This is a genomic window from Paraniabella ginsengisoli (assembly GCF_022513635.1).
GTDB lineage: Bacteria > Bacteroidota > Bacteroidia > Chitinophagales > Chitinophagaceae > Niabella > Niabella ginsengisoli.
On sequence record NZ_JAKWBL010000001.1, the window covers coordinates 1,394,961 to 1,411,544 of the forward strand.

The window sequence follows — 16,584 nt, forward strand, 5'->3', positions numbered from 1 at the left end:
ATCGGCGACCAAGTGTTAGCGCCTGCACCAACAGACTATCGGAAATCGGTACTGAGCAATACATTTGATGTTACAGAACATATTGCAACAGGCGATAACGCCATTGGTGTGATTTTAGGGAATGGTCGTTTCTTCACGATGCGGCAAAATTATAAGCCTCATAAAATAAACAATTTTGGGTTTCCCAAATTGCTCTTTCAATTAGATCTTATTTATGAAGATGGTTCTAAGCAAACAATTACATCCGATGAAACATGGAAGTTTACAGCTGATGGACCTATCCGAACTAATAATGAATATGACGGAGAAGAGTATGATGCCACTAAGGAATTGGGAAATTGGTCGACGACAGGATATGTAGATGATGACTGGTTAAAACCGCAGCTTGTTACAGCACCGGAAGGGAAAATTACGCCTCAACCGAATAAGCCCATGAAAGTGATGCAGCAGATAAAACCGCTGTCCATAAATAAACTTAAAGATGATGTTTATATTCTTGACATGGGTCAGAATTTTTCCGGGTGGATTCAAATCAAAGTAAAAGGAAAGAAAGGAGATAAGATAAAAATGCGTTTTGCTGAAAGCCTGCAACCCAACGGGGAGTTATATGTCGCTAATCTTCGCGATGCAAGAGTTACCGATGTCTATACATTAAAAGGTGAAGGCGAAGAAATATGGCATCCCACTTTTATTTATCATGGTTTTCGATATGTTGAAATTTCCGGATGGCCGGGAATACCCGATGTTTCTGACTTTGAAGGGCATTTGGTTTATGATCAAATGCAAACCACTGGCCAGCTAACTACTTCCAACGAAACGATTAATCAAATTATAAAGAACGCTTGGTGGGGCATTGCTTCTAATTATAAAGGAATGCCGGTTGATTGTCCGCAACGCAATGAGCGACAGCCCTGGCTTGGCGATCGTGCGCAAGGCGCTTATGGCGAAAGTTTTCTTTTTGACAATGCATCTTTATATGCAAAATGGTTAGATGATATAGAACAATCACAAACGCCCGAAGGCGCTATACCCGATGTGGCACCGGCTTTTTGGAATTATTATAGTGATAATGTAACCTGGCCCGGCACTTATATTTTAGTTGCCGATATGTTGCATCATCAATTTGGAGATGAGCGAAGTATCATTAAACATTATCCGTCTATGAAAAAATGGATGATGTATATGAAAAACAAATACATGCAGCATTATATTGTAACGAAAGATAAATATGGCGACTGGTGCGTGCCTCCCGAAGATTTAAAAATGATTAAATCGCAGGATAGTACACGAACCACCAATGGTGAATTGTTAGCAACAGCCTACTATTACAGGTTGTTGGGGATTATGGAAAAGTTTGCCAACCTCTCAGGGCAAACAAAAGATATTGCTGAATTTATAAGCCTTCGTAAAAATGTTAGGGCTGCATTCAACAAAAAGTTTTTTAATGAGAATACAGGAATGTATGATAATGGTACAGTAACTGCTAATTTATTACCCCTTTACTTTGAAATTGTTCCTGATAATAAAAAACAATTAGTGTTTGATAATATTATTAAAAGATTGGAAAAGGATAAAATGCATATCAGCACCGGCGTTATTGGAACGCAATGGCTTATGCGTGGTCTAACTGAAAATGACAGAGCTGACGCGGCTTTTACGCTGGCATCAAATAATACTTATCCAAGCTGGGGTTATATGATCGCCAATGGCGCTACCACTATTTGGGAGCTTTGGAATGGAAACACAGCTAATCCGCAAATGAATTCTCAAAACCATATTATGTTATTAGGCGATCTGCTGATATGGATGTTTGAAGACTTGGGTGGAATTAAAGCAGCTCAAGCTGCATTTAAAGAGATAGAAATGAAACCTTCATTTAGCGCAGGTTTAAAAAATGCTAAAGCTAATTATCAATCGGCTTATGGCAATATTGCCAGCGAATGGACGAATAACAATGGCGAGATAAAATGGACTATTGATGTACCTGCCAATAGCTCGGCGATTATTCACTTACCAGCAACTAACGAAAACTCAATTAAAGAATCAGAAAAAAATATAAAAGAAGTAGAAGGTGTGTCTTTTATTAAATATGAAAAAGGCGTTGCTGTTTTTCGTATCGGCAGCGGTCATTATCAGTTTACTAATTAATTCAATTTATGTTAAAGAAAAAGACAGCCTTATTCGCAATTGCATTTCTATTAGGATTTGTTCAGTTAAAAGCTCAGGATAATCAGGAACAACAAAAGAAAGCAGCAGAGTGGGTCGCTGATTTGAAATTATCGGACGCTATGAAAAAGATAAAGTTCAGGCGGCAATTACCAATCATCTTACAGCAGTTAAGGATTGGCACAATGCTCATCCTGTAACAGAAAATCCTGGAGGCGTGAACCCTGCAACAGGCAATGCTTTCAGCAATTTGGATTGGGAAGTGATCTATTGTTCGCAAAAACCGAAAACTGTTCATGAAAATTTAATGAATGTATTGAACGCAGAATTGTCTCCGGAACAAGTAGAAATGATTCTGGACAAATACACCATTGGAAAAGTGGCCTTCACGTTGAAAGGGTATGAAGCTATTGTACCTGATTTAACAGACAAAGAACGTGCAGAAATTTTAAAGAACCTGAAACAAGCACGTGAGCAAGCTATTGACTATAAAAGCATGAAGGAGATTTCAGCAATATTTGAAATTTATAAAACAAAGTGCGAGCAATATTTAAATAATAATGGCCGCAGTTGGCGCCAGTTGTTTAAAAATTATGTTGATAAAAGAAACGCCGAAAAAGCAACACAAAATAAAAAGTAATGACTATGATTTTTTTGCCGAAGGCAAACTTTGTGTTCTTTGTTTGCGAAGAATATGAATCATTCTTTGCGCTCTTTGTGTGATAATTTATCAAATTGGAATAGTTATTTAAGAAGTAGATTTAAAAATTGTTATGATGCGAATTAATACATTAATATTCTGTTTATTACTGTTTGCTGTTTCTCTTAACGCGCAAACAGATCGTTGGGAAAAAGGAATTCTTGTAGATGAATTTATTTTCGATACAGCATCCTTTCCTCAATCACATGCGGCTACAATTGTTGAAACCCCTGAAGGTATTGTTGCTGCCTGGTTTGGCGGAACTAAAGAAGGAAATAAAGATGTGTGTATTTGGACAAGCCATTTAAAAAATGATAAATGGACAGCGCCTGCAATGGTTGCGGATGGCGTATTAAATGATACATTACGATATGCCTGTTATAATCCTGTTTTGTATCAAGTGCCAAATGGCGAACTGTTATTGTTTTATAAAATAGGCCCTAACGTTGCTGGCTGGACCGGTTGGATGAAACGATCAAAAGATAACGGACATACCTGGAGTGAGCGCGAAGCTTTGCCAGACGGCTATTTGGGGCCAATCAAAAATAAACCAGAATTGATTAATGGCGTTTTGGTTTGTCCTTCAAGTACCGAAAAAGATGGCTGGCGTGTACATTTTGAATATACTAAAGATTGGGGAAAAACATGGACTAAATCTGCGCCAATAAATGATGGTAAGAAAATCTTAGCCATCCAGCCTTCTATACTAAAATACAAAAACGGAGATCTGCAAACACTAGGCCGTACACGCAATACGTTTATTTATCAAAGCTGGAGTAAAGATGGTGGTAAAACCTGGTCTGAAATGTCTGCGCTTGATTTACCTAATAATAACTCCGGTACGGACGCTGTTACATTGAAAGACGGCAGGCAAGTATTAGTGTACAATCATGTATTACCTGATACTAGTTGGGTTAGGGGTAAAGGGCCACGCACGCCATTAAATATTTCTCTTTCTAAAAATGGTAAAAAGTGGTATGCCGCTTTGGTGTTGGAAGATTCTCCGATTAGCCAATATTCTTATCCTTCGGTAATACAAAGTAAAGACGGGATGGTGCATGTAGTTTACACCTGGAGAAGGCAGAAAATAAAATATGTAAAAATCGATCCGTCTAAATTGAAACTTACTGAAATTAAAAATCAGCAGTGGCCTGGAAAAGTAGCAGCGAAGAAAGGTGTGGTTACTGATGATTGATTTTATCCGAATATGTAGGATGCCACATAATCGGAACGATGAACTGAGCGTAGCAATTGCGATGCCATAAATAAATAGCTTGTCATAAAAAAGTAAACGTGAAAAGTATTCCGGTAATTGATTTGGTTATAATAGTTCTGTACCTGATCGGTATGGTTTGGATAGGATTTTATTTTTCCAAAAAAATAAAAATGCAGATCAGTTTACAAAAGCTTCTGGTCGTATTCCCGGCTGGGCAATTGGCTTGTCTATTTATGCTACTTTCTTAAGCAGCAATACATTTTTAGGAGTACCCGGCAAAGCTTTCGGATCTAACTGGAATGCTTTTGTGTTCAGCATTTCCATGCCCGCGGCTGCTTTTTTTGCGGCAAAATATTTTGTTCCTTTTTATAGAAGAACTGGTGAAGTTTCTGCCTACACACATCTTGAAAATCGCTTTGGTCCTTGGGCGCGAACTTATGCTGTTGTATGTTTTGTATTAACACAGTTTGCAAGAATGGGTTCTGTGTTTTTCGGTATGGCGTTGAGTTTACAGGCTTTGCTTGGTTTTTCAATGGCTTCTATTATGATTGTTATGGGCATCTGTATTATTGTTTATACTGTAATGGGAGGGATGGAAGCCGTCATTTGGACGGAAGTAGTTCAGGGTATTTTAAAAACACTTGGCGCCTTATTGATTTTATATTTGGTATTGCGCGAAATTCCTGGTGGTATTGAAAAAGCTTATGAAATTGGAAAAGCGGATCATAAATTTAGCCTTGGCACGATGGATATGGATTTTACTCAATCCGGATTTTGGGTAGTGCTGTTATATGGTTTCTTTATCAATCTCAATAATTTTGGAATGGATCAGAACTATGTTCAGCGTTATCACACGGCTACAGATACGAAGCAGGCCAAGAAGTCTATCTGGCTTTGTGTAGCAATGTATGTTCCCGCATCCTTACTATTTTTCATTATTGGTTCTGCTTTATTTTCTTATTATCAATTGCATCCGGAACTTACGGAAGGTTTAAAACATGCCGTTGCTACAGAACGTTTAGGTATTGGCGCTTCTACGCAACAGATTAATGATTTGGCCGTTACTTTGCAACCTTCCGACTACGGAGACAAGGTGATGCCGCATTTTATGGTGTATAAAATTCCTAAAGTGTTTTTAGGTTTGATCATTGCTGCTATCCTTTCTGCCGGTATGAGTACGATTAGTTCTGGCATGAACGCCTGTGCTACTGTTTTTACAAAAGATATATACCAACGTTACTTTAAACCAGATTTGCATGGAAAAGCAGAATTGAAATTGCTTTACATTACAACTGTTATTTTTGGTGTTATGGGTTTAGCTACTGGCCTTGCTATGCTTGGTATAAAAAGTGTATTGGATGTCTGGTGGCAATTATCAGGTATTTTTGCTGGTGGTATGTTAGGTCTATTTTTGCTCGGTATTATGAGTAAGAATACAAAAAATAAACAGGCAATAATTGCAGTGATCGTGGGAATAATAGTTATTCTATGGTTGACTTTTTCACCTAAATTGCCTGCCGAATACGAATCCTTCAGGTCTGCACTTCACATTAATATGGTGATTGTTGTAGGTACTTTAGCGATATTTTTAAGCGGGGTTTTGATTACTTTTTTAAAAGGAAATAAAAAGAATACTAATGAAATTGTATAATCTGGACAATAAAATAACTGTTGAGCAGAACGGGTCTTATTATGTAATTGAAGATCTGAGTTGGGATGAATTGCTCAATCAAAAATCTATATACAAATATTTACTTGAAAAGATAAACAGTATCGAATCTGCTGGTAACGATAGCTGGACGAAGTCCAAAACGGTTAGTGTTCCGATCGGAACTCAGGAAGTTTGGGCAGCAGGTGTTACCTATTTACGTAGCAAGGTAGCTCGCATGGAGGAAAGTGAAGAAAGTGGCGGCGCTACTTTTTACGACAAAGTATATGATGCCGAACGCCCCGAATTATTTTTCAAAGCTAATGCTCATAGGGTAATTGCTTCGGGGGCAAAGTGCGCATCAGGCAAGATAGTAGCTGGAATGTACCCGAACCAGAACTGGTTTTAGTAGTGAATAAATCAGGAGAAATTATTGGCTATGCAATTGGCAATGATATGAGCAGCCGTAGTATCGAGGGAGAGAATCCATTGTATTTGCCGCAGGCTAAAGTATATGACGGAAGTGCTTCGATTGGTCCTTGCATTCTTGTTAAAGATGAAAATGAAATTGCACCGTCAACAGTAATTGCCATTGAAATTAAAAGAGAAGGTAAGAGTGTTTATGAAGCATCAACAACTATCGATCAGATGAAGAGGGGACATGAAGAATTGGTGAGTTTTCTCTACAAAGAATACAGTTTTCCTCAAGGCGCATTCTTAATGACGGGTACCTGTCTCGTACCCGATGATACTTTTACGTTAAACCGGGAAGATGAGATTGCCATAGCTATTGAAGGCATTGGTACACTTCATAATATTGTTGACTAAGGTTTTGCAATATTGTTACAGTAATATTTTTGATAGCTTTGTTTGAAAGAATTAGTTTCGCACCGTGAAGTTTTTCATATACATATTCGCTTTTTACCTGTTAATCTTACCTATGGCAGGATTGGCGGGTACTTCTGGATGTGATGAAAAGAACTACAATCAGATAACAGCTTCATCTGATACGCATAGCGATGAAGATGCTGAGGAAAACTGTAGCCCCGTTTGCAATTGTGCTTGTTGTTTTCATATTGTTTCAAATAATTTTCAGCTTCAGAAACTTTCCTTACCACGAATCAGTTACACTGATAAAATATACGCTCCCTATAAAAACATCTTATTGCCTACTGACTTTTGGGGCAATATCTGGCAACCGCCGAAAGCCTCTTGTTAAGATTTAGAGATGACAGATGTTAGATGACAGATGACGGTCTTGCTTGATAACATGCACGCATATCGTACATCTCATATCGTGCATTAATGATCCTCCTAATCTTATAATCCAACAAATCATGGTTCAGATAATATCGTCGAATATGCAGGATCAGTTATATTCTGCAGTTGACGCTGTGCGACGCAAGACTGATCCCATTTATTCATTGTTTGGGCAAAAAATAATTAACGTATTAATTCGAAAATTTTTAATTAAGAATGAAAAACATTTTAATGTTGTTGCTTGCTATCATTAGCACGCAGACAATATATGGACAGCATATTTTTAAAACTATTGTAAAAGACAAACAGGAAAATCCTCTGAAAGGAGTAACTGTTACTATATCAGAAATAGGAAATGTCATTACCGATGAAAATGGCTACGCAGAAATAAATAATTTATCTTCTGGGAAATTCTCAGTCACATGGAGTTATGTCGGGTTTATTACAAAAACAGATACAATCAATATTCCACTAAACAATACCGATCCAATATTGATTATAATGAAACCCGAAGAAGAGGAACTGGATGAAGTAATTGTTCAAAGTACACGTACCAGTCGAACGATTTCTAATACGCCGACGCGCGTGGAGATTATTGATGGTGAAGAACTCGATGAAAAAAATAATATGCGTCCTGCAAATGTTTCTATGCTATTGCATGAAAGTACCGGCATACAGGTTCAGCAAACCTCTGCAACCAGCGCCAATGCAAGCCTTCGCATACAAGGCCTTGATGGGCGATACACTCAATTATTAAAAGATGGCTATGCCAATTTTGGAAATTTTGCCAACGGATTAAGCATCCTTGAAATACCGCCTTTGGATCTGAAGCAAGTGGAAGTGATTAAAGGCCCGGCATCTACGTTGTATGGAGGAGGTGCTATTGCCGGCGTAGTGAACTTTATCAGCAAAATGCCCGGCGATGATTTTGAAGGAGATATTATGTTGAACCAGTCTAACATTGGACAAACAAATATTGGTGGTTATTTTTCGCAGCGAGGTAAAAAAATGGGCTATGCTGTATTGGGCTTATTGAATTTGCAAAGGCCTTATGATGTTGATAAAGACGATTTTTCCGAACTTCCTAAAAACAACAATTTCACCATTAATCCAAGATTGTTTTTTTATCCCAATGAATCAACAACGATTACTTTGGGCAATAGCTTAACATCGAGCAACAACATCGGTGGCGACATTCATGTAATTAAAGAAGAAAAGAAAGATGGACATGTTTATTATGAAAAAATAAAACACTTAGAAATACCAGCACGCTTGAGTTATTGAAAAATTTTGCAGATGAAAGCAATTTTAAACTAAAGCAAAGCCTGACATTTTTTAACCGCGATATTGAAATACCCAACTATCAATTCTCTGGAAAGAATATCAACAGCTTTACAGATCTTTCTTATTTATTTTATATTCCTGATCATACCATGATTGGCGGTGCTAATTTTATTTACGATCAGTTCAAACAAGAACTGACGAACAACTACAATAACCGTTCAACCACGGCAGGCTTGTATTTTCAAGATACATGGGATGTAAGCGATTTAGTGAAATTGGAAACCGGATTGCGTGCCGATCATGTGAATTATCGAAATATTAATTTCAATAAAAGTCAGACTTTTTTGCTTCCAAGGATTTCAGCATTGTTCAAATTTTCTAATAAATTAAGTTCGCGGATTGGCGGTGGTTTGGGGTATAAAATACCGACCATTTTTACTGAACGTACAGAAGGTATGCAGTATCAAAATCTTTGGGCGCTGGATAATGTAACAGCCGAAAAAAGTATTGGCGCTACTGCCGACGTAAATTATAAAACAAAAATGGGGGAAGATTTTTCTTTAAGCTTTAATCAAATGTTTTTCCTGACCAATATTAATAAGCCGCTCGTTTTAGAACAATTATCTGAAGGGAGTTATTCATTTGCTAACGCTGGCAAACCCATTACCAGCCGGGGCTTTGAAACGAATTTGAAACTCATTTTTAAAGAAGACCTGAAGCTATTTGCAGGATACACTTTTACTGATGCACGCGCTACTTATCTTCAGCAAAATCAGATATTGCCACTTATGCCACGTCATAAAATAAATACAGTCCTGATGTACGAAAAGGAAGATAATTTTAAATTTGGATTAGAAGGTTATCATACCGGAACGCAATATTTGTATAACGGAACTAAAACGCCTTCCTTCTGGGAATTTGGTTTTATGGCGCAGAAGACTTTTGGAAAAATTTCTGTATTTCTAAATTTTGAAAATTTTACTGACGAACGCCAGAGTAATTACAAGCGTGTTGTAAATGGCTCGCCGGATAATCCAACCTTTGATGATATCTGGAACCATACCGAAGGCCGCGTAATTAACGGAGGTATAAAAATTAAACTTTAAGTTTTTAGATAGCCACGAATGCACGAATAGAAACACACCTTATTAGTGCATTCTTGGCTTTATTATTTAGTTGACCACCTCTATCTGCCGCGCATTTATCGCCACAAATGCACTCGTGCATTTGTGATAATCAACATAACAAAATAATCCATCACAATAATTTTTTCCTACATCGATTTACCACGAAAAAAATCAACTTTAACGCAAAAAATAATGCAAACGATTGCCGGAAAATTTGTTCCTGTAATGATCACGCCTTTTGATCTGAAAGCCAACATTGACTTTGATGCAGTAAACAGGTTGATTGACTTCTACTTACAAGCTGGTGTAAAAGGTATTTTTGCCAATTGCCTTAGCAGTGAAATGTTCAGTATCAGCGAAGCTGAAAGGTTACAACTAACCAAGCATATTGTGAATTATGTAAATGGTCGTGCACCCATTGTAGCTACAGGCTCTTTCGGTTTAACTATTGAGGATAAAGCAGATTTTACAAAACGTATTTATGATACAGGAGTTGACGCTGTTATCTTAATTACGGGTCACTTTGCAAAAGTGGAAGATAGCGATGATGTGCTATTACAAAACTTTGAGAAAATGTTTTCGCTTACAGGCAATATTCCTTTGGGAATGTACGAATGTCCTGCACCGTACAAGCGCATTATCAGTCCTGATGTCTTTAAGCAATTGTTGCAGGCGGATCGATTGATCTATCATAAAGATACTTCCATTACTCACGAAAATGTTGCAGCAAAATTAGATATCCTAAAGCAAGTGCCCAACAGGCTTGAGTTCTACGACGCCCACACGCCTAATGCGATGTTCAGTATGCAGCATGGAGCAATCGGTATGTCGTCCATTTCCGGTAATTTTTATCCTGAAGTATTGGTATGGATGGTAGAAAATGCCAATAATCCGGATAAGCAAGCAGATGTAAAATGGCTGCAACAGGAGCTTACGGCTGTTGACCCAATGATTCATATTGCTTACCCGATGAGCGCTAAATATTTCTTACAAAAAAGAGGTTTGCCGGTAAGAACGATCAGCCGTGCTTATGCTTTACATCTGACGCCCGAACAAAAGAAAGAAGTCGATTTATTACATGATAAATTTCTGGGCTGGTGTGCAAGGCTGAATATAGAACCTGTTTCTATTAATAGTCTCGCATAAAGATATTTTTACTTAATAAGAAAAAGAACAATTGTAACAAGTGGAACTTACGAATAATCTAAAAATATTTTTCCCCGGCAAATTGGTTTTTGCTAATGGATGTATGGATCAGTTGGCCGAAGAAGTTCAATCTCTCGGCGCCAAAAAAGTTTTTATAGCTACTATCGAACCATTGAAAAATGTAGTTGATATTTTTATCAGTCAGTTACGGGATAAAGAAATTGAAGCGCAGGTTGATACCAGCATCGTTCAGGAACCAACCTTCAGCGATTTTGAAAAGTTGATGGAAATGGTACAGCCGTTTAATCCTGACGTTGTGATCGGTATTGGCGGCGGTAGTGTATTAGATATCTCTAAACTGGTAGCTGCACAGGTTGAGAACGATCAACAGCTTCGTGACTATGTGGGCATTGGTTTATTAAATGGGCGAAAGAAAAAGTTGATTTGCGTACCTGCAACCTCTGGCACCGGTAGCGAAGCTTCTCCAAATGCAATATTAGTGGATGATGCAGATAGTCAGAAAAAAGGAATTATAAGCCCTTATTTAGTTCCGGATATCGTATATGTTGATCCGATATTGACAGTTTCTGTGCCGCCTGCTATTACAGCTGCAACGGGTATTGACGCTTTAACACATTGTATGGAAGCGTACACAAATAAGTTTGCGCAACCATTTATTGATATGATGGCTTATGAAGGTATGAAGCTGATTGCAGCTTACATAGAAACAGCCGTTAAGGATGGAAAAAATATTGAAGCGCGGGAGAAAGTAGCAATGGGAAGTTTATTAGGCGGCTTTTGTTTAGGGCCTGTAAATACGGCAGGTGTTCATGCATTGTCCTATCCGCTGGGCAGTATGTTTCATCTTGCGCATGGCCTCTCTAATGCACTATTGTTGCCATATATAATGGAATATAATATTCCGGCTGATCCCAAAAAGTATGCGGAAGTGGCTATGGCGGTGGGTTGTGAGCGTCAGTCCGATGATCTTGCCACTGCAACGAAAGGTGTTGAAAAAATTAAAGATATTATCAAAGCATGTGGCATTCCCCAAACATTGAAAGAAGTAAATGTATCCGAAGATGCTATTCCCCAAATGGCTGTCGATGCGATGAAAGTACAAAGGTTGTTGAAAAATAATCCCAGGGAAATAGCAGAACAGGATGCAGTAAATATATATAAAGCGGCTATGGGTTAGTATTTACTCCCTCTCCTTTAGGAGAGGGTTGTGAGGTTTCAACTGAAGCATATTAATCATCAAACTAAGAAATGGATTCGAATAAAAAATTTAAAGGTATTATTGTTCCCGCTGTAACGCCGCTCACATCTGGCTTTGAGATAGATCCTACTGCGGTTGAGAAAATGTTTAATAATTTTTATCAGCATAATGCATCTCCTTTTATTTTAGGCACTACTGGTGAATCAGCTTCTCTTTCCTTGAAGCATAAGCAGGATTATGTAAAAGCTGCCGCAAAATATAAAAAGGCCGAATCGGTTTTATATGCCGGGATATCTTCGAATGTAATTTCCGAGTCGATTGATCTTGCAAAATTTTGTGCTGATAATGAGGTAGATGCCGTTGCTGCCACATTGCCTTCTTATTACGCGCTTTCGGAAAGCCAGATGAAAAAATATTTTGAGCGATTGGCTGAGGAGATTCCCATTCCTCTGATCATTTATAATATTCCAGCAACCACGCACATGAGTATACCTTTGTCTATTATTGAATCGTTAAGTCATCATCCCAATATTATTGCAACAAAAGATTCTGAGCGTAGTGAAGAAAGGCTTCAGGAATCTCTAAAGTTGTGGAAAGACAGGGAAGACTTTGGACATTTCCTTGGATGGGCAGCCAAATCGGCAGACGCGCTTTTCAACGGAAGTGATGGTTTAATCCCAAGCACAGGAAATATATTTCCTGGTATATATGAAAAAATGTTACAGGCAGTAGAAGATGGTAATAACGACCTGGCTTATGAAATGCAGGCTCAGAGCGATGCCGGAGGCAATTTGTATCAGTCCGGTCGTACATTAGAGAAAGCCTTTGGGCATTAAAAGTTTTAATGCATGAACGCGATCTTTGTCAACCCATCGTAATGCCGCCTTTACAACCGCAGGATGAAAACCAGACAGCCTTACTAAAAGCATCTTTAAAAGATATTAAACTTACATAAATGAAACCCTTACCAATAATAGCAATAACAATGGGAGATCCGGCAAGTATAGGCCCGGAGATTGCCGTAAAAGCTTTAAAGGAAAAAAAATATATGAAATATGCAGGCCACTTATAGCAGGTGATGCCGATGTGTTTGAAAAGATAATAGCTGAAACAGGATTAGAAGTTAAAGTGAATCGCATAGAAAAGCCAGCTGATGCTGGTTTCCAATTAGGCGTTATTGATGTGATCGATTTGAAAAATGTTGATACCTCCAAACTGGAGTATGGAAAAATAAATGCTATGTGTGGTGAAGCCAGCTTCCGTTCTGTTGAGAAAGTAATTCAATTAGCACTGGCCGGAGAAGTAGACGCAACAGTTACTGGCCCCATCAATAAAAAATCGATAAACGAAGCAGGGCATCATTTTGCTGGTCATACAGAGATTTATGCACATTATACCAATACGAAGAAGTATGCCATGCTTTTAGTAGAAGATAATATTAATGTAATACATGTTAGTACACACGTTTCTTTACGCCAGGCATGTGATTTAGTAAAAAAGATCGTATACTGGAAGTGATTGAACTTTTACGTAAAGGGTTAACGAGTCTTGGCAAGACTAACTTAAAGATTGGAGTTGCGGGTCTCAATCCACATGCAGGAGATAGTGGCTTATTTGGTACAGAAGATGACCAGGAAATTTTACCGGCTGTGGAAGAAGCGCGAAATCGCGGTTATGATATTGAAGGACCGGTTCCTCCAGATACTATGTTTGCAAAAGCAGCTATGGGGGCTTATGGTGGAGTAGTAGCTATGTATCACGATCAGGGACATATACCTTTTAAATTAGCAGGCTTTAAATGGGATGCTGAAAAGCAGCAAATGGAAAGTGTAAAAGGTGTAAACATAACACTGGGCTTACCCATAATACGCACATCAGTTGATCATGGTACTGCTTTTGAAATAGCTGGTAAAGGTATTGCCAGTCCAGATGCAATGGTTTTAGCAATTGAAAGTGCAGTACAGCTGAGCAACAATAAAGAAAACTAACTTTACCTGCCATATATGATTATCGTTATTGCGGATGATTTTACTGGAGCTGCGGAAATGGCAGGAATAAGCCTTGGTTATGGCTTAAAAGTATCGCTATGTATTGATGGATTGGTGGACACAAATGCGGATGTATTGATCGTTTCGACAGAAAGCCGATCTATGAAAAAGAGCAGGCATTGAACATTGTAAAGCAAATGACTGTCCACGCACAAAAATTAAATCCGCAATTGATCTATAAAAAAATTGATTCTGTGCTTCGTGGTTATGTTGCAGATGAAGTGCAAACGCAACTTGAAGTATTAGGCTTAAAAAAAGCGCTTATACTGCCTGCTAATCCATCATTAGGAAGAACGATTGTTGACGGACAATATTTTGTTGATGGAATTCCTATCTCTAAAACAGCTTTTGCTAATGATCCTGAGTTTGCCATAACCACTTCAGACATACATGAAATGTTCAAACATGAGAATAGTAAAATTGTCAGCAAAAGCGGCAGCATTGATGAGGGGTTGAACATTGGCGAAATGGAGTTTTTGGAAGATGTACTGTTTTGGGCTGGGCAGGTAAATGGTAATTGCTTACCAGCTGGATCAGGAGATTTTTTTGATGCCCTTCTTAAAAAACAATATAACAAACAAAACGACACGGACGAACCTCAGTTGCAAAAGCCTCACCTATATGTGAGCGGTACCTCATTTACAAAAAGCCGGGATCTTATTAAATATTTTGGGAGCAGCTATACTGCTTTCATTACAGCGGATATACTGAGAGGCAATGATGAAGCAGCCTGGTTAAATAAAGTAGGCGCTATTTTAAAAGATCATCAACAGTTGATCATAGCATTTGATGAAACAGTAAATAATAGTGAGTTTACAGCTGCAGAATTAAGAGTAAAAATGGCTGCTTACGTTAAGAAGGTGATCGATCAATTTGGTATACGTGAAGTACTTATCGAAGGTGGTGCAACGGCAACTTCGGTTTTTCAGGCTTTTGGCCTTAATTGTTTCGAGCCTGTATATGAATGGCAGCGTGGTGTAGTACAAATGAAAGCAGAAAACTTTATGGTAACCGTAAAGCCCGGTAGTTATGAACTGCCTCACTATTTTAAAGTGCAATATAAATTGCACCAGGATGTTTAGTATGCTGATAAATCATATTCAAAAGTAAAAAAGCCTCCTGTAATCAGGGTCTTTTCTTCCTTCTCCTTTGGAGAGGGCTGGGGTGAGACCTAAAAAATATAGTATGAGCCGATTGCATTTTATAGACTTTGCCATAATTATACTTGTATTAGGGATAACTGTTTTTTTGGGTTTCCGGTTTTCCAAAAAACAAACATCAACACAAAACTTTTTTCTTTCAAAAGGTAATATTCCATCTTGGGCGCTTGGCTTGTCTTTGCTGGCCACACTCATTAGTAGTGTTACTTTTTTAGGATATCCTGCGCAAGGCTATGCTAGTAACTGGATATTACTGGTGCAGGGATTGATGGTTCCGGTAGTACTTTTGGGATGTATCTGGTTTATCGTTCCGCTGTTCCGAAAGTCAATAGGACTTAGTACTTACGAATACTTTGAAAAGCGGTTCGGGAGTTTTGCGCGATATTATAGTTCACTATCCTTTGTCATACGTCAGTTTGCAGGCATGGGCACCGTATTATTTTTAGTGGCCGTTGCAATAAGAGAAATGATAGATGTGAGCCCCTTCATTGTTTTGGCGATAGTAGGTATCATCCTCATCATTGTTAATCTTAAAGGCGGTATACAGGCAGTTATCTGGCTCGATGTATTTCAAGGCTTCATGTTATTTTTCAGTGGAATCGTTTGCTTAACTGTAATCCTAAGTTCAATTAAAGGTGGCATTCCAGAAGCAATAAGGATCGCTACAGAAAATAACCGCACCGGATTTGGGCCTTATGATTTTAGCTTTAAGCAACTCACTTTAATTGTAATGATCATCAATGGCGCGTTTTACGCCGTTCAAAAATATGCAACTGATCAAACTGTAGTACAGCGTTACTTAACAGCCAAATCAGATAAAGATGCAATTAAAGCTTCCTTTTTAGGAATTTCCCTCACCGTTCCTATCTGGACAATGTTTATGTTAATCGGTACCGCGCTTTTCGTTTACTACAAACAAAATGGCGCGCCAGATGGTATGAAGGCAGAAGCCGCATTTCCGCATTTTATCATGACGCAATTACCAACCGGTGTTATTGGTTTTATCATTGCGGCACTTCTGTCAGCAGCAATATGCAGTCTGAGCGCGGATTTGAACTCGTTGGCTGCAGTTGGTGTTGAAGATTACTATAAAAAATTAGCACCAGGAAAATCGGATAAACAATATCTTGCTGCAAGTAAACTCTTTGTTATAATATCTGGATTGCTCGCTATCGGCATCGGTGCTTTATATATTTTATCAGGCGATGAGGGCGTATTGGGAATTATTTTCACCGTTTATGCCATCTTTTCGGGTGGCATCGTGGGTGTCTTCTTACTTGGCTTATTCAGCGCCCGCGCCAACCGGCAAGGCGTCAATATTGGAATCATTACTTGCATTGTGTTTACATCTTATGCCTTTCTTACTTCAACGCCCATCGGTCTTGAAAATCCAAAGCTCTTGCTGGATCTGGGTAAATATAACTTTACACACGACAAGTTGATGTTAGGTGTGTACAGTCATTTTGTTGTCATCATTGTAGGTTACATTGCCAGCCTCTTTTTTCCTAAGCCGGTGATCGAGCCTAATCTTTTATATAGCAATTGGAAAAAGAACAGACATTCGGAAAATTAAAAAATGAATTATGAGCCCAGCTTTAGAATATAGATCA

Annotated in this window: 14 protein-coding genes and 2 pseudogenes; all 16 read left to right on the forward strand. The window is 38.4% G+C overall.

Going from position 1 to position 16,584, the window contains the following annotated elements:
* Positions 1-12 precede the first annotated feature (12 nt).
* The 16 genes and pseudogenes from MKP09_RS07795 to MKP09_RS07865 all read left to right on the forward strand — a co-directional run bounded on the left by MKP09_RS07795 (position 13) and on the right by MKP09_RS07865 (position 16,547).
* On the forward strand, positions 13-2,148 hold the full coding sequence (locus MKP09_RS07795) for an alpha-L-rhamnosidase (RefSeq protein WP_240827174.1): 2,136 nt from the start codon (positions 13-15) through the stop codon (positions 2,146-2,148).
* Between the two features lie 8 nt (positions 2,149-2,156).
* Positions 2,157-2,366, forward strand: a complete 210-nt coding sequence (locus MKP09_RS07800; protein WP_240827175.1) for a hypothetical protein — start codon at positions 2,157-2,159, stop codon at positions 2,364-2,366.
* On the forward strand, positions 2,315-2,806 hold the full coding sequence (locus tag MKP09_RS07805; RefSeq protein ID WP_240829406.1) for a DUF3826 domain-containing protein: 492 nt from the start codon (positions 2,315-2,317) through the stop codon (positions 2,804-2,806). The genes MKP09_RS07800 and MKP09_RS07805 overlap by 52 nt, the downstream gene beginning before the upstream one ends.
* Before the next feature lie 133 nt (positions 2,807-2,939).
* Complete coding sequence (locus MKP09_RS07810) at positions 2,940-4,061, forward strand: sialidase family protein (RefSeq protein ID WP_240827176.1); 1,122 nt, start codon at positions 2,940-2,942, stop codon at positions 4,059-4,061.
* Positions 4,062-4,218: 157 nt separating this feature from the next.
* Positions 4,219-5,733 carry a sodium:solute symporter family protein gene (locus MKP09_RS07815; RefSeq protein ID WP_240827177.1) on the forward strand — a complete coding sequence of 505 codons (1,515 nt, stop codon included), beginning with the start codon at positions 4,219-4,221 and terminating at the stop codon, positions 5,731-5,733.
* Positions 5,720-6,139 (forward strand): hypothetical protein, encoded by a 420-nt coding sequence (locus MKP09_RS07820; protein ID WP_240827178.1) that lies wholly within the window; start codon positions 5,720-5,722, stop codon positions 6,137-6,139. Before MKP09_RS07815 ends, MKP09_RS07820 begins: the two co-directional genes overlap by 14 nt.
* Positions 6,085-6,558, forward strand: a complete 474-nt coding sequence (locus MKP09_RS07825) for a fumarylacetoacetate hydrolase family protein (protein ID WP_240827179.1) — start codon at positions 6,085-6,087, stop codon at positions 6,556-6,558. The genes MKP09_RS07820 and MKP09_RS07825 overlap by 55 nt, the downstream gene beginning before the upstream one ends.
* Positions 6,559-6,622: 64 nt before the next feature.
* A complete protein-coding gene (locus tag MKP09_RS27970) occupies positions 6,623-6,949 on the forward strand; it encodes a DUF6660 family protein (protein WP_394801010.1) in 327 nt (108 codons plus the stop codon).
* A gap of 257 nt (positions 6,950-7,206) precedes the next feature.
* Positions 7,207-8,274 carry a TonB-dependent receptor gene (locus MKP09_RS07830; protein WP_240827180.1) on the forward strand — a complete coding sequence of 356 codons (1,068 nt, stop codon included), beginning with the start codon at positions 7,207-7,209 and terminating at the stop codon, positions 8,272-8,274.
* On the forward strand, positions 8,271-9,380 hold the full coding sequence (locus MKP09_RS07835; RefSeq protein ID WP_240827181.1) for a TonB-dependent receptor plug domain-containing protein: 1,110 nt from the start codon (positions 8,271-8,273) through the stop codon (positions 9,378-9,380). The genes MKP09_RS07830 and MKP09_RS07835 overlap by 4 nt, the downstream gene beginning before the upstream one ends.
* 213 nt (positions 9,381-9,593) lie before the next feature.
* Positions 9,594-10,547 (forward strand): dihydrodipicolinate synthase family protein, encoded by a 954-nt coding sequence (locus tag MKP09_RS07840; RefSeq protein WP_240827182.1) that lies wholly within the window; start codon positions 9,594-9,596, stop codon positions 10,545-10,547.
* Positions 10,548-10,587: 40 nt separating this feature from the next.
* On the forward strand, positions 10,588-11,745 hold the full coding sequence (locus tag MKP09_RS07845) for an iron-containing alcohol dehydrogenase (RefSeq protein WP_240827183.1): 1,158 nt from the start codon (positions 10,588-10,590) through the stop codon (positions 11,743-11,745).
* A 71-nt stretch (positions 11,746-11,816) separates the two neighbouring features.
* Positions 11,817-12,602 carry a dihydrodipicolinate synthase family protein gene (locus tag MKP09_RS07850; protein WP_240827184.1) on the forward strand — a complete coding sequence of 262 codons (786 nt, stop codon included), beginning with the start codon at positions 11,817-11,819 and terminating at the stop codon, positions 12,600-12,602.
* Positions 12,603-12,852: 250 nt separating this feature from the next.
* A pseudogene (gene pdxA / locus MKP09_RS07855) lies at positions 12,853-13,754 on the forward strand (4-hydroxythreonine-4-phosphate dehydrogenase PdxA).
* Positions 13,755-13,811: 57 nt separating this feature from the next.
* Positions 13,812-14,896 (forward strand): annotated as a pseudogene (locus MKP09_RS07860) (four-carbon acid sugar kinase family protein).
* Positions 14,897-14,999: 103 nt separating this feature from the next.
* Positions 15,000-16,547 (forward strand): sodium:solute symporter family protein, encoded by a 1,548-nt coding sequence (locus tag MKP09_RS07865; protein ID WP_240827185.1) that lies wholly within the window; start codon positions 15,000-15,002, stop codon positions 16,545-16,547.
* Positions 16,548-16,584: the final 37 nt, after the last annotated feature.

What these genes read in the sequence shown, in the direction of transcription:
- MKP09_RS07800 (WP_240827175.1), top strand. Translation starts at nt 2,157, where the DNA reads ATGTTAAAGAAAAAGACAGCCTTATTCGCAATTGCATTTCTATTAGGA.
- MKP09_RS07810 (WP_240827176.1), top strand. Translation starts at nt 2,940, where the DNA reads ATGATGCGAATTAATACATTAATATTCTGTTTATTACTGTTTGCTGTT.
- MKP09_RS07820 (WP_240827178.1), top strand. Translation starts at nt 5,720, where the DNA reads ATGAAATTGTATAATCTGGACAATAAAATAACTGTTGAGCAGAACGGG.
- MKP09_RS07830 (WP_240827180.1), top strand. Translation starts at nt 7,207, where the DNA reads ATGAAAAACATTTTAATGTTGTTGCTTGCTATCATTAGCACGCAGACA.
- MKP09_RS07840 (WP_240827182.1), top strand. Translation starts at nt 9,594, where the DNA reads ATGCAAACGATTGCCGGAAAATTTGTTCCTGTAATGATCACGCCTTTT.
- MKP09_RS07850 (WP_240827184.1), top strand. Translation starts at nt 11,817, where the DNA reads ATGGATTCGAATAAAAAATTTAAAGGTATTATTGTTCCCGCTGTAACG.
- MKP09_RS07865 (WP_240827185.1), top strand. Translation starts at nt 15,000, where the DNA reads ATGAGCCGATTGCATTTTATAGACTTTGCCATAATTATACTTGTATTA.